This window comes from Flavobacterium sp. 270 (assembly GCF_004368785.1).
GTDB lineage: Bacteria > Bacteroidota > Bacteroidia > Flavobacteriales > Flavobacteriaceae > Flavobacterium.
This window is the reverse complement of record NZ_SODM01000007.1, coordinates 314,544-332,036: the sequence shown is the minus strand read 5'-3', so window position 1 is coordinate 332,036 and position 17,493 is coordinate 314,544. Positions and strand designations below refer to the sequence as shown.

The following is a 17,493-nucleotide window of genomic DNA, read 5'->3' as shown; positions in this document are numbered from 1 at the left end:
TTTTAACATCCTTTTTTTGTAAGTGTGTCTTTTACGTTTTTTGTGTTAAAGTCTTTGAAGTTAGGTTAAAATTAAATGATGTATTGTAAAAATTTTTGTACCTTAGTTAGTAATGTTATCGACTAAGTGCACAAAAAACCGATAAAAACATTTAAAAGCCATTTTATGTAAGTTGCTTCCTGAAGTTGTTTTTCAGTAAGCTAAATCAAATATTCGCTCCTTATTTATACGCCAATATTTATTTGTAAAATTTAAATCTCTTAAACAAGTAAGAAGTACAAATCTCTTTCCATGTTTCTTTATGAAATGTGGGTTGCTTTTTCGACTTCCTATTTTAAAGATATTTAGGTTTTCAGCTTCTAATTTGAGTTTAATCTAAATTTTTTTAATCAACTTAATTAATGCAAAATGAAAAAAACTTTACTTTCATTGCAGGTTTTTCTACATTTTTTTAGATACTGCCTGCTTTTTATTTGTTCTTCTTTATTCGCTCAGCAGCCACTTACACCAACCAATACTTCAAATTTTACCGGAGCGACAGAGAGTTATGCAATAGGTGTTACTGCGGACAGTGAGAATCATAAAACAGCCAATACAAAAGCGACTATTGAAAAACATCGTGTATGGCTTAATCTAAGCAACACACAAGGTGCTTTTAAGCAATTGCTGATTGGTTATATAACAGGCGCAACAAATGGCTGGGATAATAACTATGATGGATTAGCTCCCGACGCAAATAAATACATTAATTTTTATAGTATTAACGACGGTAAAAAACTCATCATTCAGGGTCGTGCGGTGCCATTTACTGATTCGGATGTTGTTCCCTTAGGATATAAATCGGAAATTGTTGGAGAACTGACCATCGCAATAGACCATACAGATGGAGATTTGGACAATCATCCTATTTTATTAGCAGATACAAAAACGGGTATTGTGCAAGATCTAAAAGCTGGTGATTTGACATTTAGCACTACAAAAGGAACTTTTGACGATCGCTTTGTATTAAGCTACGGTAAATCTTTAGGAACTCATGATTTTGAAAATATCAAAAACAATGTTATCGTTTCTGTAAAAGATAAAATTATCAGGCTTGCATCAATTCCTGATACCGAAAGTCTTAATGAAGTTGTCATTTATGATATTACTGGAAAAGTACTTTATAATGAAAAAGAAATAGGATCAAACCAATTAGAAATCTCAAACATTCAATCAGCAAATCAGATTTTATTAGTAAAAGCAACATTAGAAAACGATTACACCTCCACCACAAAAATCATGTTCTAAAAATATTCGAACAATAAAAAAGCAGCTGTAAAATTTTTTACAGCTGCTTTTTTGTTTTAGTTTCCAAAAGTCTTTTGCAAATTATGATTTGTATTTAGAATCGCCCTCTCGTTTTTATAATCAATCCATTTCTGACCTTTAAATTTTCGCATCATAATATCAAAATAACGCATGATAAGAACATTATAGGCTGCTTTTGATAAATTGGTAATGTTTTTAGGAAAAGACCTCAGGCTCATCGAAAATCCGGGTGTTAGATATTTCATATAATGCCAATAACCTTCTGGCATATACAGCATTTCGCCATGCTTAAGATTGGTAATAAATCCCTCGGCATTTTTTAACGCAGGAAATTTTTCATAATCAGGATCATCAAAATCAATGTCTTCCCTCGAAATTAAAGCATGTGGCACTTTGTACATAAACTTCGATTGATCCGGCGCAAAAAGCATGCATTGTTTTTCTCCATGAAAATGAAAATGCAGAATATTAGAGTAATCAATATCATAATGCATAAAAACTCTGGAGTTTTGTCCTCCAAAAAACAGCATAGGTAATTGCTTAACTAATTTTAGGCCAATATCTGGCCATAAGAAGTCGTTTTTCAGCGTAGGCACCTCTTTCATCAAATTATAAAGAAAGATGCGGTAATTGGTCGGTTTTTCTTCTAATAGATTAATGTAGTCGCTCATTTTCATTTTAGTATGCGCTTCATTAAAACCATCTTCATGATTTACAGGTCTATTATCATAAAGCGGCACAATCGCGTCACCTGCGATTTCTTTCATGTACGATAACTTCCATTTGCTGTATGCAGGCCAATCTTCAGTCAGTTGTTCGATGACAACCGGAATTTGATTTTTGACATATTGAGTAATAAAATCAGCTTTAGAGATTTTTTTTACCCTTTCGATTTGTTTTAATTTCATCTTTAATAATAAAAAAATTGCTTATAACCAGATAGTTACAAGCAATTTAATGATTTTAGACGAAATTTATGAACTCTTTCGATTAAATTTTTGCTTTGATCGAAGCTTCAAGATTTCTTTCAATAGTATGTCCTGGTCTTGACCATTTTGGTTTTTCACCTAATGGAGCAAATTGAGAATCTTCTGCTTCAACAGTTTTTGGCTGCGAAACTTTAGTAAACGGTTTTTGTGGATTTAATCCTAATAACTCAAACATCTTCATGTCTTCGTGAACATCCGGATTTGGAGTTGTAAGTAACTTGTCTCCGGCAAAAATAGAGTTTGCACCAGCAAAGAAGCACATTGCTTGTCCTTCGCGGCTCATATTTGTTCTTCCTGCAGACAAACGCACTTGTGTGTCTGGCATAACGATTCTTGTAGTAGCAACCATACGAATCATTTCCCAGATTTCAACTGGTTTTTCATCTTCCATCGGAGTTCCTTCTACAGCAACTAAAGCATTAATTGGCACCGATTCTGGCTGTGGGTTTAATGTAGAAAGAGCAACAAGCATTCCGGCTCTGTCCTCAATACTTTCTCCCATTCCGATAATTCCACCGCTGCAAACTGTAACATTCGTTTTACGAACATTTTCGATAGTTTCTAGACGGTCTTCAAAAGCACGGGTAGAAATTACATCTTTATAATAATCTTCAGAAGTATCTAAATTGTGATTGTAAGCATATAAACCTGCTTCTGCCAAACGCTGCGCCTGATTTTCGGTAATCATACCCAAAGTACAGCAAACTTCCATGTCTAGTTTATTAATGGTACGAACCATTTCTAAAACCTGATCAAATTCTTCACCATCTTTTACGTTTCTCCATGCAGCTCCCATACAAACACGAGAAGATCCGCTTGATTTAGCACGCAAAGCCTGAGCTTTTACCTGAGAAACACTCATTAGATCATTTCCTTCAACTCCTGTGTTATAACGTGCAGCTTGCGGGCAGTAACCACAATCTTCAGGACAACCTCCTGTTTTTATGGATAATAATGTAGAAACCTGAACTACGTTCGGGTCGTGATTTTGTCTATGAATTGTTGCTGCTTCAAAAAGCAGATCCATCATAGGTTTATTATATATTGCGATTATTTCGTCTTTTGTCCAGTTGTGTTTTGTAATGCTCATTGATACATTGTTTTTGAAGCTTCAAAAGTAATTAAATTGTTCTAATCAACAATGCTGATTGCTGTAAATGAATATTTGTTGGTTATTTTTAAAAAAGAAACACTCTAAAATCATAGAATTATAGTTTTTTATGATTTTAGAGTGCAAAAATGATTGTTTTATTTTGAAATATTAATCGGCGACATATTTGTTATTCCAGTACAGCATCATCATAAGGGTAACAATTACCGACGAAGCAAGTCCTTCAAATAATAAACAGATACAGTAAGTTGGTACCGAAGGATTTCCGCCAAACATAAAAGTTTCAGAAAGAGTTCTTACGTACGCATCTCCGCCTCGTATATAACTATAAACTAATAATCCGAAAACACTCATCGCTACACCAACTACCGAAGTAGCCATAGCAGAAACAGCGTTTGATACAAAATTGGTTTCACCTTCGTGAAGGTTCATTCGCATTGTTTTGTTTACACCATAAAAAATAAAGAAAACATTTAGGGTACGTAAATAAAACAAGTCTGCAAGACCTAATACATTCATCAATAAAAAATAAATGCCAATTCCGAGGAAAATCAAAAAACCGTTGGTAATTTCTTTAGGTAATTTCATAGTGGTTATTTTTAAAGAAGTTAATAGTAAATATTTGAAAAACAGAGTCCTGTATCAAATTTACTAAAAAAATAACTACGATGATTTAAAAAATACCAAAAAGAATTGTGGTAATAATACTAAAGTTGGCCTAGCAAATTAGAAGCATTTATCTTGTCCTGATTTAACTGCGCTTTGAGCAAATCAACCGAGCCAAATTTTTGCTCTTCGCGAAGATAATGTAATAATGAAACCTCAATTTTTTGACCGTAAATGTCAGCATCAAAATCAAAAAGATGCACTTCTATAGTTTGTTTTTCTCCGTTTACAGTTGGGTTAAAACCAATATTCATCATACCAAAAACCTCTTTTTGATCGATAATTGTTTTGACCGCATAAACACCATTTTTCGGAATTAACTTGTAGTCTTCTTCAATTTGAATGTTTGCTGTCGGAAAACCAATTGTTCTACCTAATTGTTTTCCTTTTACAACCTCGCCCGTTAAAAAGAAATTGTAGCCTAAATATTCATTTGCCAAAGTCATATTGCCTTCTTGCAAAGCCTTTCTGATTTTGGTTGAACTTACAGAAACATCCTGAATTTCCTGAGCAGAAATTTGTTCTACTTCAAAACCATATTCTGCTCCAAAAGCAATTAAGTCATTAATATCTGCTGTTCTGTTTCTTCCAAAACGGTGATCATGACCAATAATTATTTTTTGAATATGAAATTGATCCACTAAAATAGAATGTACAAATTCTTCGGCAGTCAATCTGGAAAAACTTTCGCTAAACGGATGAACAACAAGGTTTTCGATGCCGGTTTCTTCCAGAAGTTTTGTTTTTTCAGAAATCGTATTTAAGAGTTTAATTTCTGATTTTTCCTGAAGCACCATTCGCGGATGCGGAAAAAAAGTAAGTACTAAACTTTCATATTTTCCGTTTTCAGTATTTTGAGTAATTCGTTCCAGAATTTTTTTATGACCAATATGTACACCGTCAAAAGTACCAAGAGTTAAAATTGTTTTCTTGGTTGACTGAAAATCGTTTATAGAATGAAAGAGCTTCAAAACAAATAATTTAAGATGCTGCAAATTTATACTATTCTGTATTATATTTAATGCGTAACCTAATTGATTTTTGTTGGTATTCCGTCTCTTTTTGTCAAAATTGACGTACTGGTCGATAAAAAACCACTAATCGTCGTATATAATGTAAGAAATTCATTTAATTATTTTAATTTTGATGTTTAATCCCCAAGAGTATGAAAAAACTATTACTTTTCGCTTTACTGATTTTTTATTGTGCTAACATTCATGCTCAAAGCGATGATTTATGGCAAAAAGTAAGCGCAGTTTCTGCTCTTAGAAAAAGTACAAATGCTACAGATTCAGAAAAAAAATATTATAAATTAAACTCTGATTTTCTTACATCAAAGCTTGCTGTAACTAAGAGTAGCACAGCAAAAAGCACTGCTGTAGAAATTACAATTCCGAATGCAGATGGCATTTTAGAGCGATTTTCCGTTTGGGAATCTTCTAATTTTGATCCCGAATTACAAGCTAAATATCCCGAAATCAGATCCTATCAAGGAAGAGGTTTAGATGATAAAGCCGCCAAAATTTATTTTAGTGTAGCACCAATCGGAATGCAGACTATGGTATTTCGTCCAGAGAAACCATCAGAATTTATCGAACAAAACCCAGAAGATAAATCAGAATATGTATTGTTTTCTGGTAAAGATTCCATTACTTCAAAAATGCGTTTGGACTGTAAAACAAACGATTTGGTTTTGAATAATAGCAGTACGGCAAAGACTGCGAAACCAGCATCAAACGCCAAAACTTTAAAAACACTTCGTCTGGCATTATCCTGTACAAGCGAATATACGACTTATTTTGGAGGAACCAAAGCAGGTGCGCTCGCAGGAATGAACGCTTCATTAACCAGAGTAAATGGAGTTTTTGACAAAGACCTTTCTGTGAAACTTATTTTGATTGCAAATAATGATGTTCTTATTTATACCAATGCCGTAACAGATCCTTATTCTGATGATACAAAAGGACCAACTACTGATACAAGCGATGGTAATGATTATTGGAGCAAAGAACTTCAAAGCAATTTAACAGCCACAATAGGAGAAGCAAATTATGATATTGGTCATTTGTTTGGAGCTTCTGGCGGAGGCGGGAATGCCGGTTGTATTGGCTGTGTTTGTGTTAGTCCTACACCTTCAGATGTTATTGGAAAAGGAAGTGCATACACATCACCAAGTGGTTCACCGCAAGGAGATTCTTTTGATATTGATTTTGTTGCTCACGAAATGGGACATCAATTAGGAGGATATCATACGTTCTCCTTTAAAAGCGAAGGAAACGGAAGTGCTTATGAACCGGGAAGCGGTTCTACAATTATGGCCTATGCTGGTGTTAGTAAAGGATATGATATTCAGAATTTTTCAGATGATTATTTTGCATACGCAAGTATTATGCAGATTCAGAATAATCTCGCCGGAAAATCATGCCCGATTAATATACCAATATTCAACAATCCGCCGGCCATAGATGCAGGCTTGGATTATACAATTCCTATAAGTACTCCATTTGTTTTAACGGGAACAGGTTCAGATCCTGAAGGTGACACGATAACCTATACTTGGGAGCAGTTGGATAATGCAACATCAACTTTTGATTCAAACAGTTTGGCTTATGCAACAAAACCAAACGGGCCAATGTTTAGGTCTATAGCGCCTTCACTTTCTCCAGTTCGATATATGCCAAGTTTAAATTTTGTGATTCAAAATCAATTAACGACAAGTTGGGAATCTGTTTCTTCAATAGCAAAAACGATGAATTTTACCTTAACGGGAAGAGATAATGCAACTTTAGGAACGGCTCAAACCTTTACAGATGCTATGGTTGTAACTGTAACTGCGTCTGCTGGACCATTTGTAGTAACTTCTCAAAATGGTGATAATGTAAGCTGGCAGCAAGGATCAACTCAAAACATAACCTGGGGCGTAAACAATACAAATACATTGCAAGGATCTTCAAGCGTGAATATTAAATTATCAACCGATGGAGGTTTGACATTTCCAACAATTTTAGCTTCTAATACACCAAATGACGGTTCAGAAACTGTTACAATTCCTTACGGTGTTGCATCGTCTACAAATTGCAGAGTTTTAATAGAGCCAACGGGCAATATTTATTATGCTCTAAACAGCAAGCCATTTTCTATAGGTTATACAGTTGCAACAACTTGCTCTTCGTATAGTTTTGGGGCTTTTCCTATTCCATATACAAATACTTCAACTTTTACAACAAGAAGTGTTTTAGTGCCAGCATCCGCAGGAACAATATCTGATGTAAATGTTTCTGTAAATTTTAATCACACAAGATTGTCAGATGTCGAAATTCAAATTACGAACCCGCAAGGAACGATGGTGCGTTTGTATAATCGAGGTTGTAGCAATAATTCGACTTTGTCAATTCAATTTGATGATTCTGGAACTGGGATCGACTGTAGTAAAACAACAGATCAAATTGTTGTACCAGTTGATTTGTTAAGTGCTTTTAATGGTCAAAATTCGGTAGGAACCTGGACTCTTAGAGTTCGTGATAATGTTAACGGTATGTTTGGAAACATAAATTCTGCCTCTATAAATATTTGTAATAGTACATATACCTTAGGAACAAACGATGTCGAAAGTTTGAATTTTGCACTCTATCCAAATCCAAACAAAGGAAGTTTTATGGTTCAATTTCAAAGTGAATCTCCAGATGGGGTAAAAATTCTGGTACACGATATTTTGGGCAAAAAAGTGTATGATAATACGTTTGAAACCACAGGCGATTTTAACCAAAATATTCAATTACCAAATGTTTCTCCGGGACTTTATCTGGTAACTGTGATTGATGGAAACAGAAGAACAGTAAAGAAAATTATTGTCAATTAAAAAAACTTAATTGGCAATCGCCATACAGATAACACTGATTTTTGCACCGGGAATTTTTAGTAATGCCCTTGCGCAGGCTTCTATTGTAGCGCCTGTTGTAAGCACATCATCAACAATTAGAAAATGTTTTTGATGATTTTCTTCTGTAAAGTGAACATCAAAAAGACTTTCAATGTTTTCAGATCTTCCCAAAAGATTTTTCTTGGACTGGGTTTTAGAATACTTCTTTCGATACAAAACATTAGTATCGTATGGAATATTTAAATTTTCAGACAATGCTTCTGCAAAAGTAGTAACCTGATTATAACCTCTTTCTTTAAACTTCTTTTTATGTAGAGGAACAGGAATTATGATATCAAAAGGATTTTCCAGTTTTAATTCTTTCAAATCTTCGGCATGCCAATTTCCTAAAACAGTTCCGATTTCTTCATGACCTTTATATTTTAAATTATGAATGATTTCCTGAACCATTCCTTTTTTGTTAAAATATAAAAATGCAGAAGCATGCTGCATCTCAATTCTTCCATAAAACTTTTTTACAGCCTGATTGTCTTTATCTAAATAATATTGGGTAAGAGGCATTTCGTGACGACAATTGGTACAAAAAACAGTTTCGTTAGTCATTAAAATGGTTCTACATCCGGCGCAGACTTTCGGGAAAAACAAGTTGATAAGATAATTAAACAGCATTAAAAATAAATTAGGCTTGATTATAAAAGATAAAATACTATTGACTTTTGATTAAATATAATTGAAATATTAATTTTAATAAAAATATTTTTACAAGAAACGACTTTTTTGATTTAAGATTTGAAACTTAGCTAAGAAAATTGTTTTTATGAATCAATTTAAAATCAGTCTTTACATGAAGAAAATCTACCAAAGCAACTGCATAATTTTGGCAGTAATTATTTTTTCAATTTTTCAAACTCAAACATTAGCTCAGAAAAAAGGAACTGTAAACAGATCTTTTTTTAAAAACGGACTAGTAGCAAAAGAGTTTTATTTTGGAGCAGATAAAATGTTGGATAGTCTTAAAACCTATCATATTGTTGGCGGATTAGACGAAAGATTTTATTTTGATGAAAATAATTGGATAGATGGTCTTTGCCAAAAGTTCTCAAGTGACGGAAAATTAAAAACGATCTGGTTGTATAAAAAGAATGTTTTGATCAAAAGAACAGATTACTTCAAAGAGGACAATCTAAAGAATAAAGCCAAAGTCGAAGAGAACTACAATACAATTATAAACAACAATGAATTACTAAAGTTAGATCCCAATAATTTTGGATTACTCTATGGAAGAGCAGCTGCAAGATTATATCTTGAAGATAATGTATTGGCAGAATTTGATTTTTTAGGATTTAAAAGTCAGTTAGAAAACATCAAATCAAATCCAAGCGAAGCAAAAAAGTTTCCTTCTTTAAACAAAGATTTAGCAGAGATTTACAGCAGGCTTTCTACTATTTATTCCAGATTCGAGAATGATAATGCGAGCATTAATTACAAATTAATGGCGATTCAAACCGACCCGACAGAAACGAGACATTATTTTAACTTAGGTGCTTATCTGGCTACAGAAGTTCACGACTATCGGTTAGGAATTTATTATTTAAACGAAGTGGTAAAAAAGATTCCCAGCCATAATTTTGCACATTGGGTTTTAGGATATAGTTATCTGGAACTCGATCAATATGAGAAAGCAGCAGAAAATATAAATATAGCTTTTGAAAACGAAGCTAATCTTTATGAAAACGGATATGGAAACGAAGAAAGTGATTTAAGAACAATAAGAGGACTTGCGTATCATAAATTAGGGAAAACGGATTTGGGAATTGCTGATTTAAAAGAAGCTATAAAAATTAATCCTAAAAATTCTGTTGCACATAAATATTTAGGAATTATCTATTATGATTTGAATGAAAAGGAAAAAGCGTGCGAATATTTTCAGAAATCAAGAACATTAGGTTATGAAAAAAAATATTTTAATAAAGAATTAGAAAGCTATATAAACAATGCTTGTGGTACATCATCAAGCAATAAAAAAGGAATAGAAACAGCATTTAAAGACCTGCCTTATATTGCGCCAAATCCAGCTGAAAATGCTGTTGAGGTTTTTAATTTTCCTAATGAAGATTTTAAATTTGAAGTTTTTACTGTAGAATCCAAAATGATGCTTCAAGGAATTTCATCCAATAAAACTATTGATGTTTCCAGACTTTTTTCGGGTTTTTATATTCTTACCATTTCTGGAAAAGAAAAAGTGTATAGTTTTAAACTGATAAAAAAATAATTGTTTTAGATTGTAAATAAGTTTGGCGACATAGGATATTTAAGAAAAAAATGGAATGATTTCATTTAGAATCATCAAAAAAGATATTTATTAATAAAAATCACCAAAAAAGGACTTCAATCTTATCTGATTTCCTTTTTTTTAAACGTACTTTTTATATTTTTGCATCACTATGGCAAAACAAGAAGATTTATTTAAGAATGTGGTTTCGCACGCAAAAGAGTACGGATTTATTTTTCCGTCAAGCGAAGTTTACGACGGATTAAGTGCTGTCTATGATTATGCACAAAATGGTGTCGAATTAAAAAAGAATATCCGTGAATATTGGTGGAAATCAATGGTTCAGATGAATGAGAATATTGTCGGCCTTGATGCTGCAATATTGATGCATCCAACAACTTGGAAAGCTTCAGGCCACGTTGATGCTTTCAATGATCCATTAATTGACAATAAAGATTCGAAAAAAAGATATAGAGCTGACGTTTTGGTTGAAGATTATGCTGAAACCATTAATAAGAAAGCTAAAAAAGAAATCGAAAAAGCTAGAGCTCGTTTCGGAGATGCTTTTAATGAACAGGAATTTATTACAACTAATACTCGTGTTGTAGAATATCTTGCAAAAGAAAGAGAAATTCGTGAAAGACTTGCAAAAGGTATGAGTGAAGATCTTCAGGATGTAAAAGCTTTAATCGAAGAATTAGGAATTGCTGATCCTGAAACTGGTTCTAAAAACTGGACAGACGTTAAGCAATTCAACCTAATGTTCGGAACAAAACTGGGAGCTTCTGCAGAATCTGCTATGGATTTATATTTACGTCCGGAAACAGCGCAGGGTATTTTCGTAAACTTTTTAAACGTTCAGAAATCGGGTCGTATGAAAGTTCCTTTTGGAATTGCTCAAACGGGTAAAGCGTTCAGAAACGAAATTGTTGCAAGACAATTCATTTTCCGTATGCGTGAATTTGAACAAATGGAAATGCAGTTTTTTGTACGTCCGGGAGAAGAAATGCAATGGTATCACTACTGGAAAGAAGCACGTTTAAACTGGCACTTGTCCTTAGGATTAGGAAAAGAGAATTACCGTTTTCACGATCACGAAAAATTAGCGCATTACGCAAATGCTGCAGCAGATATTGAGTTTAATTTTCCATTCGGTTTCAAAGAACTAGAAGGAATTCACTCTCGTACAGATTTTGACTTAAAAGCACATGAAAAACATTCAGGAAGAAAACTACAATATTTTGATCCGGAATTGAATGAAAATTATGTGCCTTATGTAGTAGAAACTTCTGTAGGTTTAGATCGTATGTTCTTAGCTGTTTTCGCAACTTCATTACAAGAAGAAACTTTAGAAGACGGTTCTACAAGAACAGTATTAAAACTGCCTGCAGTTTTAGCGCCAACAAAAGCAGCTGTTTTACCATTAATTAAAAGAGATGGTCTTCCAGAACTTTCTCAAAAAATCATTGAAGATTTGAAATGGGATTTCAATGTAGCTTATGATGAAAAAGATGCAGTTGGACGCCGTTACAGAAGACAAGATGCTCTTGGAACTCCGTTCTGTATTACAGTAGATCATCAGACTCTTGAAGACGAAACAGTAACAATTCGTCATAGGGATACAATGAAACAAGACCGCGTTAAAATCTCTGAATTAAGAGATATTATTGAAAACGAAGTTTCGATGAAAAACTGGTTAATGAAAATGTAATTTTCTAAAATATTATACTTATAAAAAGTCCCAAATTCCTTACTGGAGTTTGGGATTTTTAATTTTATATTATGTACTTTATCGGAGATTTTTGCAGTTCATCGGTATATATTAACATTTATATATAATGTATTAACAATGAAATGATTAAAAAATCAAAATTCGTAAATTTAATTGCGGATTAATTCATAAAACAAATTTTTTACAAGAATTTATAGTACCACTAGCAATTTGTGTGAAGATTATGTAGAAAAATAATTGTTGAAACGATAAATCAGGAAATCAAACATTGAAAAAACATTCGTATATTATTATCGATGATGATGCAGAAAGTATTTTGAAAACCCAAAAGATTGCAGATGGTTTTTCGGAATTAACTTTTATAGCATCGGCATCGAATTTTCAGGATGGTTTGTATTTGGTTTTAGAATATCGTCCTTCTGTAATTTTTCTGGAAATTGCCCCTAAGAATTTATCAAGCAGCTTATCGCTCAATTTTATAAGCGAATTATACAGGCTTTTAACTGTTTTGCCTAAAGTTATCATTACAACATTAAAAAAAGATTTGGCATTTGAAGCCATACAATTTGGTGTTTTTGATTATTTGCTAAAACCTTTATTGCATTTTGATTTTCTAAAGATGGTTTTAAAACTAAATAAAGCGCAGATAGAAATAGGAGTAGAAATAGTTGATTTTAAAGAAGAAAATCTTACTTCGATAATTTCGCATACCAATGTCAAGCACAGTTCAGAAGAACCGCTTATTATCTGCATAAAATCGTATGGAGATTATCGTTATATAAATGCCGCAGATATCTGCTATTTTCAAGCCGATAATAATTCGACAGACATTTATATAAATTCTGGAGAAATGATAACCGCTTTCAAAACATTAAAGCATTTTGAGAGCCTTTTATCGTATCCTTTTTTTAGAATTCACAACAGTTATATCATCAATCGAAATTATATTTCGAGAATTCATAGCGGGAACTCAGTTTGTTACATAAAAAACTCCTCAAAAAAGATCCCTTTTTCCAAAACCTACAAATCAAATATTGAGCTAATTATTACTGATTTTTCCATTGGTAATTATCTAGAAGTCTAAAAATTAGACAATTACATTAATTTGACGTTCATTGACTATCAATTGGGCATGTTCTACCATAAACCTAATTTTTCGTATAAATTTTTCTCGATTACGGTATTAGTTTTACACCATGATTCGCAATAAAGCAATCATAATCTCCCAAAAACATATAATCAATTAATACCTCAAATCATGAAAAAAGCAGCTTTAACATTCGGATTATTTTCTTTAGTAATGGTAGCAACATCATTTGCAAATCCTGCAACAACAAATAGCGATATAACAATTAATTCTCTTTATGGTGATGGTTCAGCTTCAGTTGGGAATAACGGAGGTAGAAAACTTGACTTTCAAGGAAATGCAAGTGCATCTCAATCAGAAACATTTAATAAAGTTAGTCAATCGGAAGGTTTAGGTAAAAAGTTAGATTAAACAATAAATTTTACTAAATATAAAAAAAAGCTGTCAATTTTTTGACAGCTTTTTTTTATGAAAAGTTTTAGTATTTTTGGTGAAACTCAAAAATACAAATTGAAAAGAACTTGTTATATATTACTTTATTTATTTCTGGTTTTTTTTAGTTGTACTAAAAAGAAACTACCCGAAAAATTAACGGTATCTTCTCTAGATAGCCTTCCTACATATCTTTCATTAGCAAATGATATTAATTTAGGCTATGATTTTAAACAAAAATATAATAGTAAAGCTCTAGAAATTATATTGAATCAGGATAATGATTCCACTTTTAGAGTTAATTTATTTAAAGTAGCAAATCGATATTATAATATGAACGACTTAAAATCGTATCATAAAATATCTAAATTAGTCTTAGAAAAATCTTTAAACAGTAAAGATTCACTAAGTATTGCTAAAGCTTACATGTATCTTGGTGACTATTACAATTCTCAGGCAATTGCTGATAGTGCATTTAGAAGTTATTTTAAAGCTCAAAAGATTTATTTACAGATCAATGACGAATATAATATTGCTAAAACTTATATAAATAAAGCAAGTCTGCAATATAATGGAGGTGACTATTTTGAAAGTGAAATTGCTGTATTTAAAGCTTTAAATATTCTAAAGAAACAAAAAAATGTTAGTGATCTGCTTTACGAATGTTATAACCTTCTCGGTATATTATATAATGAAAGAGAGGAATATTCTAAAGCTTTAGAATTTCAAAATAAGGCGCTAGCCGTTTTAGAGGATAAATCGATCTCACCTGAACTTCAATTAAAAGCAACCTCATTAAATAATATTGGCTATGTTTATTTGAACATGCGTAACTATAATCAGGCTAAGTATTATTTTCAAAAAGGATTAAACGAAAAAAATCTATTTCAGGAGAAAACAATATTGTACGCTATTCTACTCGATAATTTAGGATATTCTAAATTTAAATTAAAGGAATCTGATCAGTTGCCAAAATTGTTTTATCAATCTCTAAAAATAAGAGATAGTTTAGGTCTGAAATCTGCTGTTGTTTTGAGTAAAATCCATTTGTCTGAATATTTTGCTTCAAAAAAAGACACTTTACGCGGTATTCAATATGGTAAACAAGCCCTTGCTTTATCCCGTACATCTGATCAATTAATAAATACCTTAGATGCTCTTAAGCAAATTGCTGTTGTTGATCCACAAAACGCATCCAAATATTCTAAAGAATATATTTTTCTAAATGATAAGATGCTAAAAGCAGAACGTAAAATGGGAGAGAAATTCTCCAGAATTGAATATGAAACCAGTGAAATTAAAGATGAATATTCAAATCTTCAGGAAAAAAATAAGACCCTAATATACGTTTTTAGTATTTGTACTTTGATTGGTTTGTTTTTCTATGTCTATAAAACACAGCAAGCTAAAAATAGAGAGTTACTTTTTAAGCAGCAACAACAGATTGCAAACGAAGACATTTACAATTTAATGATTTCACAGCAAAACGAAATCGAACTTACTCGCATAAAAGAAAAAAGAAAGGTTGCTCAGGAATTGCATGACGGCGTTTTGGGCAGAATGTTTGGCATAAGAATAAGTTTGGACAGTTTAGATAAAATAGAAGAAAATCTGGCGGCACCAAAAAGGAAAAAATATTTAGATGAACTTAAAAACATAGAAGAGGATATACGAGAAATTTCTCATGATTTAAATAGAGAAAAGTCAGAATTAATTAATAATTTTGTAGCGATTCTAAATAAGTTGTTTGAAAATCAGATAAATACGTATAGTTCAAAATTAATTACAGCATTTGATTCTCATATAAAATGGGAACTGGTAAGCAATATTGTCAAGATTAATTTGTACAGAATTGTGCAGGAAGCGCTTCAAAATTGTAATAAATATGCTGAAGCTGATATAATTAGAGTTGAGTTTAAAAGCGAAATAGATCATTTGGTTTTGTCTATTTCTGATGATGGAGTTGGTTTTAATACCAAGAGAACAAAAAACGGTATCGGTTTACATAATATCGAATACAGAGCATTAGAATGTAAGGGCACGGTTACGATAAAATCTGCCAAAGGAGAGGGAACTCTTCTTGTAATTAAAATCCCCATAGATCAAAAAATAAACCTACAAAACAATGACAATTGACGTAACACCCCCCATTTCGCAATTAATCAAGCGAAATATTTTAATAGTTGATGATCATCCTTTTATCATAGAAGGATATAAGAATGCTATTACTCGTTATAATCCTAAAGAATACGATTTTGTGATCGCTCAGGCTCATGATTGCAAATCTGCTTACGATTTAATCGTAGATGAAAAGACCCCGCAGTTTGATATTGCTTTTTTGGATATCAGTATGCCGGCTTACGAAGAAAAAAATCTTTTTTCTGGAGAAGATATAGCCAAATTAATTCTGCAAAAAATGCCCAATTGCAAAATTATATTGCTGACTATGTATACAGAACTTCTTAAAATTAAAACAATTATCAGAACCATAAATCCTAATGGATTGGTTATTAAAAACGATCTTACGTTTGATGAATTGCTTTTTGCGTTTGATAAAGTAATGAGAAGCGAAAAATATTACAGTCAGTCTGTTCAGAAAATGCTTAATCAAACGCCTCATAACTCCATAGAAATAGATCAGTTTGACAAACAAATATTATTTCATTTGTCAAAAGGAATTGAAGTTTTTGCTATGCCTCAATATATTCCGATATCTTTAACTGCAATTGAGAAACGTAAAATCAACTTAAAAGAATTGCTTAAAATAAAGTCCGGTTCTGATGAAGAGTTAGTAAAAGAAGCCAAAAGCAAAGGGCTTTTTTAAAGGTGAAATTCCAAAATAAAAAATTCCAAATTCCAAATAGTCTGTGTGCCATTGGAATTTGGAATTTTTTATTTTGGAATTTCTAAAGTTTACTCACTAAGAGAATCCCATCCGCGTGCTTTTAAAGCAATTTTTGTGTTCGCACGTGTTACCAGATGAATTCCTTCATTTTCTTCTGCCATATGGCCTATAATAGAGAAATTTGGATTTCCTTTTATTTTGTCAAAATCATTAATATCAATTGTAAATAAAAGTTCGTAATCTTCACCGCCGTTTATGGCAACTGTTGTACTATCAATATTAAATTCTTCGCAAGTAGAAATAAACTGAGGATCTAGAGGCAGTTTATCTTCGTATAAATTACAACCCACTTTAGATTGCTTACATAAATGAATAATCTCAGAAGAAAGTCCGTCTGAAATATCAATCATAGAAGTTGGTTTTATTTCAAGAGCATGCAATAAAGTACGTACATCTTTTCGTGCTTCGGGTTTCAACTGACGTTCGATTAAATACGTATAAGCATCAAGATCCGGCTGATTGTTTGGGTTAACCTGAAAAACTTGTTTCTCTCTTTCTAAGACTTGTAATCCCATATAAGCAGCGCCAATATCTCCGGTTACAACAAGTAAATCGGTTTGTTTTGCACCATTTCTATATACGATTTCCTCTTCATTAGCTTCACCAATTGCAGTAATGCTAATAATTAATCCTTTTTGAGATGAGGTTGTATCTCCGCCAATAACATCCACTTTGTATTCTTGAGCAGCATGAGTAATTCCTTCAAACAACTCTTCTAAAGCTTCCAGAGGAAAACGATTAGAAACCGCTACAGAAACTGTAATTTGTGTTGGTTTCGCATTCATTGCGCAAATGTCTGATACATTTACAACAACAGATTTATATCCTAAATGCTTCAACGGCATATAAGCCAAATCAAAATGCACGCCTTCAATTAATAAATCAGTAGAAACTACTACTTTTTTATCTTTGAAATCTAAAACTGCGGCATCATCACCAATACTTTTTAAAGTAGATTCTTGTTTAACATCAAAATTTTTGGTTAAGTGTTCAATTAAGCCAAATTCGCCTAATTGAGCTATACTGGTACGTTGCGGATTTTTATCTTCGATCATTTTTTTTAAGGTGCAAAGTTTATGAGGTGCAAAGGTACAAAGTTGATAGTTGAATA

General features: G+C 32.2%; 14 protein-coding genes. 8 read left to right on the top strand and 6 right to left on the bottom strand.

What is annotated here, in order from left to right; genetic code table 11:
- The first annotated feature begins 408 nt into the window (after window positions 1-408).
- Window positions 409-1,287, top strand: a complete 879-nt coding sequence (locus EV144_RS22705; protein WP_134151423.1) for a T9SS sorting signal type C domain-containing protein — start codon at window positions 409-411, stop codon at window positions 1,285-1,287.
- Between the two features lie 56 nt (window positions 1,288-1,343).
- Here EV144_RS22705 and EV144_RS22700 read toward each other — a convergent pair whose 3' ends face one another.
- The 4 genes from EV144_RS22700 to EV144_RS22685 form a co-directional block, all read right to left on the bottom strand.
- Window positions 1,344-2,216 (bottom strand): cupin-like domain-containing protein, encoded by an 873-nt coding sequence (locus EV144_RS22700; protein WP_134151422.1) that lies wholly within the window; start codon window positions 2,214-2,216, stop codon window positions 1,344-1,346.
- Between the two features lie 82 nt (window positions 2,217-2,298).
- Window positions 2,299-3,387 carry a biotin synthase BioB gene (bioB, locus tag EV144_RS22695; RefSeq protein WP_134151421.1) on the bottom strand — a complete coding sequence of 363 codons (1,089 nt, stop codon included), beginning with the start codon at window positions 3,385-3,387 and terminating at the stop codon, window positions 2,299-2,301.
- Between the two features lie 171 nt (window positions 3,388-3,558).
- Window positions 3,559-3,996, bottom strand: coding sequence for a hypothetical protein (locus tag EV144_RS22690; protein WP_134151420.1), 438 nt, complete (start codon window positions 3,994-3,996; stop codon window positions 3,559-3,561).
- Window positions 3,997-4,115: 119 nt separating this feature from the next.
- Window positions 4,116-5,045 (bottom strand): bifunctional riboflavin kinase/FAD synthetase, encoded by a 930-nt coding sequence (locus tag EV144_RS22685; RefSeq protein WP_134151419.1) that lies wholly within the window; start codon window positions 5,043-5,045, stop codon window positions 4,116-4,118.
- 194 nt (window positions 5,046-5,239) lie between these two features.
- Here EV144_RS22685 and EV144_RS22680 point away from each other — a divergent pair, with 194 nt between their 5' ends.
- A complete protein-coding gene (locus EV144_RS22680) occupies window positions 5,240-7,933 on the top strand; it encodes a reprolysin-like metallopeptidase (protein WP_134151418.1) in 2,694 nt (897 codons plus the stop codon).
- 6 nt (window positions 7,934-7,939) lie between these two features.
- Here the strand turns inward: EV144_RS22680 and EV144_RS22675 are convergent, their stop codons facing one another.
- Window positions 7,940-8,620 (bottom strand): ComF family protein, encoded by a 681-nt coding sequence (locus EV144_RS22675; protein WP_243854732.1) that lies wholly within the window; start codon window positions 8,618-8,620, stop codon window positions 7,940-7,942.
- Between the two features lie 178 nt (window positions 8,621-8,798).
- Between EV144_RS22675 and EV144_RS22670 the strand changes: the two genes are divergently transcribed.
- From EV144_RS22670 to EV144_RS22645, 6 genes are all read left to right on the top strand, one after another.
- Window positions 8,799-10,226, top strand: coding sequence for a T9SS type A sorting domain-containing protein (locus tag EV144_RS22670; protein ID WP_166670623.1), 1,428 nt, complete (start codon window positions 8,799-8,801; stop codon window positions 10,224-10,226).
- A 172-nt stretch (window positions 10,227-10,398) separates the two neighbouring features.
- Complete coding sequence (locus EV144_RS22665) at window positions 10,399-11,937, top strand: glycine--tRNA ligase (protein WP_134151416.1); 1,539 nt, start codon at window positions 10,399-10,401, stop codon at window positions 11,935-11,937.
- Between the two features lie 289 nt (window positions 11,938-12,226).
- The gene (locus EV144_RS22660) at window positions 12,227-13,042 is read left to right on the top strand and encodes a LytR/AlgR family response regulator transcription factor (protein ID WP_134151415.1); all 816 of its coding nucleotides are present in this window, start codon (window positions 12,227-12,229) and stop codon (window positions 13,040-13,042) included.
- Window positions 13,043-13,216: 174 nt separating this feature from the next.
- Entirely contained in the window at window positions 13,217-13,456 is a 240-nt protein-coding gene (locus EV144_RS22655) for a hypothetical protein (protein WP_134151414.1), read from the top strand.
- Window positions 13,457-13,513: 57 nt separating this feature from the next.
- Window positions 13,514-15,613, top strand: coding sequence for a tetratricopeptide repeat-containing sensor histidine kinase (locus EV144_RS22650; protein ID WP_134151413.1), 2,100 nt, complete (start codon window positions 13,514-13,516; stop codon window positions 15,611-15,613).
- Window positions 15,603-16,301, top strand: a complete 699-nt coding sequence (locus EV144_RS22645) for a response regulator transcription factor (protein WP_134151412.1) — start codon at window positions 15,603-15,605, stop codon at window positions 16,299-16,301. Before EV144_RS22650 ends, EV144_RS22645 begins: the two co-directional genes overlap by 11 nt.
- An 89-nt stretch (window positions 16,302-16,390) precedes the next feature.
- Here the strand turns inward: EV144_RS22645 and thiL are convergent, their stop codons facing one another.
- Complete coding sequence (gene thiL, locus EV144_RS22640) at window positions 16,391-17,437, bottom strand: thiamine-phosphate kinase (protein ID WP_134151411.1); 1,047 nt, start codon at window positions 17,435-17,437, stop codon at window positions 16,391-16,393.
- Window positions 17,438-17,493: the final 56 nt, after the last annotated feature.